The following is a 4,899-nucleotide window of genomic DNA, read 5'->3' as shown; positions in this document are numbered from 1 at the left end:
TGAGACATTCAATAAAATTGATATGCTTCTATGGAAAAGATTATGGAGATGGGCAAGTAGAAGGCATCCAAATAAGTCAGCTAAATGGGTAAAGAAAAAGTATTTCCCTCGCCGCAAAGAAACCAGAAATTGGGTACTTAACGACGGCGAGTATATACTAAACCAACACTCGGATGTTCCTATTGTAAGACACATCAAGGTGAAAGGTAATAAATCCCCTTATGACGGCAATTGGACTTATTGGAGTAATAGAATCGGCAAATACCCAGGCGTAAGGAAGGAAGTCGCAACGCTGTTAAAACGGCAAAAGAATAAATGCGCATCTTGTGGACTAACCTTTAGACCAACTGACCTACTGGAAGTTGACCATATAATCCCAAGGTCTAAAGGTGGTGACAACACATATAAGAACAAACAATTGTTGCACCGACACTGCCACGACAATAAAACTGCTCTAGATAATAAGACATATCCAAAATTTAAGGCACAGGACTTACCTGAAAATTATATATGGATTGACGATATGTTAACTCTGAAGCAGGATGTACCCATGACAAGGGACGTTTAAGAGAGGAGCCGTGATGAGGTGAAAGTCTCACGTCCGGTTCTGAAGACAAGTCGGTTTGGTAACAAACTGGCTTAGTTTAACACCCTACCTACTGTTAAAGCAGATAAGTTTGGTTGTATTGGTTTCTGTTTTGGAGGCCATGTGAGCTATTTAGCAGCAACTTTACCAGAAATTCAAGCAACAGCTTCTTTCTATGGAGCTGGTATTGCCACTGGTACTCCTGGTGGTGGTGAACCTACTATTACTCTAACTCCAAAAATTAGTGGTACTATTTACTGCTTCTTTGGTACAGAAGATCCTTTAATTCCCATAGAACAGGTAGACCAAATAGAGACAGACTTACAGAAACATCAAATTAAACATCAAGTATTTCGTTATCCAGCAGACCACGGTTTCTTTTGTGACCATCGTAGTAGTTACAATGCTGAAGCTGCTGCTGATGCTTGGGTTAAGACAAAGCAACTGTTTAGTCAAGAATTGTAAAGAAAAAAGCTATATAAAGTAATAATTTAACTTTTAACTTTTAACTTTTGACTTTTGCTATAGTTGACAGTCTGTGGGATAAATCCACACAGATTCTTAAAGCCCACATTCCGCACCACAAAATGTAGCAACCGAAGAAGGAGTCAGGAGACAACCCACCCCTCGCCCCTCCCCCTCCCAACCCACCCCTAACCCCTCCCAGGAGGGGAGGGGAAGACAGGAGACAGAATTTTAGAAGAAAATTATAGCTGTCGTGATTGAGTAATCATAAGAGCCAGTATTTATGCTTAATTAGGGCTTGCTGATTAAATATCGCGCGCATTGACAGATAAAGATTTTAGCATTTTTGGGTCTCAAAAAGCATCAGCTTTTTGGTGGCAAGAGCTGCATAAAGCTAGTATTTTCAGACGATTATGACAGAAAAATCACTCTTACAATTTTTCTGACTACCTCCTCTATAATTCCCCGCTCCTCCTGAATTCACCGATTCTGTTTGCGGAGCATGACCTAGGAAATTCTGACTCCTACCCTCACCCATAAGACTTTTTCAGCAAACCCTAATTATTTACAAGGAGTTTGATGAATGAAAAAAGTAATTGAGATGATTTGCATAGTATAAATACTTACTAAATTATTGACTCCTATTGACCACTATAATTTTATTCTTACTTCTTACTTCTTTATTTCTTACTTTTGACTTTTGACTTTTGACTTTTGACTTTTGACTTTTGACTTATATTTTATTGACCACTATAATTTTATTCTTACTTCTTACTTCTTTATTTCTTACTTTTGACTTTTGACTTTTGACTTTTGACTTTTGACTTATATTTTATTGACCACTATAATTTTATTCTTACTTCTTACTTCTTTATTTCTTACTTTTGACTTTTGACTTTTGACTTTTGACTTATATTTTATTGACCACTATAATTTTATTCTTACTTCTTACTTCTTTATTTCTTACTTTTGACTTTTGACTTTTGACTTATATTTTATTGACCACTATAATTTTATTCTTACTTCTTACTTCTTTATTTCTTACTTTTGACTTTTGACTTTTGACTTTTGACTTATATTTTTATGCTACGTTTTGTCGTGCGGAATGTAGGCTTTAAGACTTTAAACTCCTGGCCAGACAGGTTTCTAATTTTGTTCTTTTGGGTCAGATACATAATGAACTTTCCCACTTATAATACATTTTAGTAGCGAAAATATTCAAAATTGGCAATGTGCGTAACTACGGGTTAAAACCCATCGCATCGTTTCCATCCAGCCGTTAAAAACAGGTTGGTTTCCCACTTACCGAAAGTTTATGATGAATCAATCAAGCAGCTCTCAAGAAAGTAAACAGTCCTTTTCCATGGACGATTTTGCTAAAGCTCTCGAACAACCTCAATATAATTATGAATTTCAAAAAGGACAAATAGTTACTGGAAAAGTATATAGTTATGAATCTGAAGGTATATACATTGATATAGGGGGTAAGTCTTTAGCTCTTTTGCCCATTCAAGAAGCTTTCTTGGGAGTAACACAAGATTTATCTGAAGCACTACCATTACAGCTAGAACGGGACTTCCTAATTATCCGCGAGCAAAATGCAGAAGGAGAAGTGCTTCTTTCTATTAAGCAGCTAGAAATTAATCAAATTTGGGAGAATTTGATTGAATTACAAGAAGGTGGTCAGTCTTTCCAAGTTCGAGTAATTGGTACTAATAAGGGTGGGGTGACGGTGGATGTACAATCTTTGCGGGGTTTTATTCCGCGTTCCCATCTTCTGGCAAAGGAAAATTTGGACTCATTGATTGACCAAGTATTGACAGTCAATTTTTTGGAATTAGACCAAGAAAAGAATAAAATTGTTATGTCTCAACGTTTGGCTGCTCAATCTGCTGGTTTTAGTAAGTTAATTGTTGGTCAGTTGGTTGAAGGAAATGTTGCTGGAGTGAAACCTTTTGGGGTTTTTGTGGATTTAGAGGGTTTAACTGGTTTGCTGCATATTACCCAAGTTAGTCAAAAACGGGTTGATTCTTTATCAACAATTTTTGCCCAGGGTAATTTGGTTAGGGCGATGATTGTTGATTTGGATGAAGGTCGAAAGCGAATTTCTCTTTCTACTAAGGTGCTAGAAAATTATCCAGGGGAAATGTTGGAAAAAATTGATGAAGTTATGGAGTCGGCAGATGCTCGTGCAGAAAGGGCAAGAAAGGCTTTACCTCAATTACAGTAGCAGGGAATAGTCGGAAAGATATTTCCTAGTCTCAGGTTGATCGTCCGCATAAGTTCTCACCAATTCTTTCTTAGCTATCAAAAATGGAGCGAGAGGACTCCCGGTATAATCTCCGATTTACTGGGAGATGAATCGCGACCAAACAAAAATAAGCACTCCATTAAAATAGAAGTATTATACAAGTAGGTACATGATACCAGTGAGGTGTCACTGCGGCCTTTGCAGATCGTAGAGCAAATTGACTGTGTAGGCGTACTGTCGGGGACTGGCAACAGTCTAGGTAAGTGCCATTAAAGCAGTAAACCTAAATCGTGAGGTTTAGGAATCTCCCGTTAAATCTAAAGATTATAACGAGAGAGGATGTCAATACTTTTTAGGATGGCTGAATAGGTTTTGGCACTTATTCAGCAATTTTTATATAGCAGGAAACAGGGAATAGTTGGAAAAACATTTTCTAGTCTAAGATTCATCATCCGCATAAGTCCTAACCAATTCTTTCTTAGCTATAGTCGAAATTTTTATCAATAAGAAATGCCAGGAAAAGAAAGTTATCGTTATGGATTTTATCTAAATGTTGGCATTTATACCCGCGCTCCCCTACGGGAGAGCGCCGTATGGCAATGCCAATCAATGTTGGGATTTCACAAATAATCTGTTAAAACGTAAGAGTAGAAAAGCAAACAGAGATGGTTGATAAAGCATACAAATTTAGGTTTTACCCTACTCAGTCGCAGGAAAATCTGTTGAGGAGAACTTTGGGTTGTGTACGCCTCATCTACAACAAAGCTTTAGCAGCAAGAACTACTGCCTGGTATGAGAATCAAGAACGAGTAGGATATGCTCAAACCTCAGCTCTGCTTACTTCTTGGAAGAAAGAGGAAAATTTAGATTTTCTTGACAGTTGTAAGCAGTGTCCCATTACAACAAGGTTTAAGACATCTACAGGCTGCTTTTACTAACTTTTTTAGTGGGCGTGCCAAATATCCTAACTTCAAGAAAAAGCGTATGGGGTGGTAGTGCAGAGTTTACAAAGTCTGCATTTAAGTGGAAAGATGGTCAAGTCTATTTAGCTAAATGTTCTGAGCCATTACCTATTAGATGGAGTAGGCAACTGCCACAAGATTGTGTCCTTAGCACAATTACAGTGAAGCTAGACCCCTCTGGTAGATGGTCAGTGTCTCTGAGAGTCAATGATACCAGGAATTTATTGCTTAAGCCAGTCCAGAAACAAATTGGTATTGACGCGCGGAATTACCAGTTTAGTTACTACCAGTGATGAAGAAAAATTTGCTAACCCTAAGAATCTAAATAAATTACACAAAAAACTGAGATTAGCTCAAAAGTCTCTAAAGAGAAAAACGAAGGGATCTAATAACTATCAAAAGGCTAGGCTGAAAGTAGCTAGGATACACGCACGAATTAAAGATTCAAGGCTTGATTATACCCATAAGCGTGCCTACTCAATTAATCAGAGAAAATCAAACTGTTGTAGTTGAGGAAATAGCCGTAAAGAATATGGTCAAAAACCATAACCCACCCCCATCCCCTCCCGGGAGGGGAGCAAGAGGGGTGGGTAGTGATGCTAACTGGGGAGAATTAGTCAGGCAATTAGAGTACA

Annotated in this window: 1 protein-coding gene and 3 pseudogenes; all 4 read left to right on the top strand. The window is 37.9% G+C overall.

The window, feature by feature from the left end; all coding sequences use genetic code 11:
• Positions 1-643: pseudogene (locus tag F6K54_RS40275) on the top strand (HNH endonuclease); the annotation flags it as partial.
• An 18-nt stretch (positions 644-661) separates the two neighbouring features.
• A pseudogene (locus F6K54_RS40270) lies at positions 662-1,051 on the top strand (dienelactone hydrolase family protein); the annotation flags it as partial.
• A 1,315-nt stretch (positions 1,052-2,366) separates the two neighbouring features.
• On the top strand, positions 2,367-3,281 hold the full coding sequence (locus tag F6K54_RS40265) for a S1 RNA-binding domain-containing protein (protein ID WP_293089988.1): 915 nt from the start codon (positions 2,367-2,369) through the stop codon (positions 3,279-3,281).
• Between the two features lie 686 nt (positions 3,282-3,967).
• Positions 3,968-4,899: pseudogene (locus tag F6K54_RS40260) on the top strand (RNA-guided endonuclease InsQ/TnpB family protein); the annotation flags it as partial.

This window comes from Okeania sp. SIO3B5 (genome assembly GCF_010692555.1).
Lineage (GTDB): Bacteria > Cyanobacteriota > Cyanobacteriia > Cyanobacteriales > Microcoleaceae > Okeania.
The sequence above is the reverse complement of the archived record's forward strand: the minus strand, read 5'-3'. Positions and strand labels throughout refer to the sequence as shown.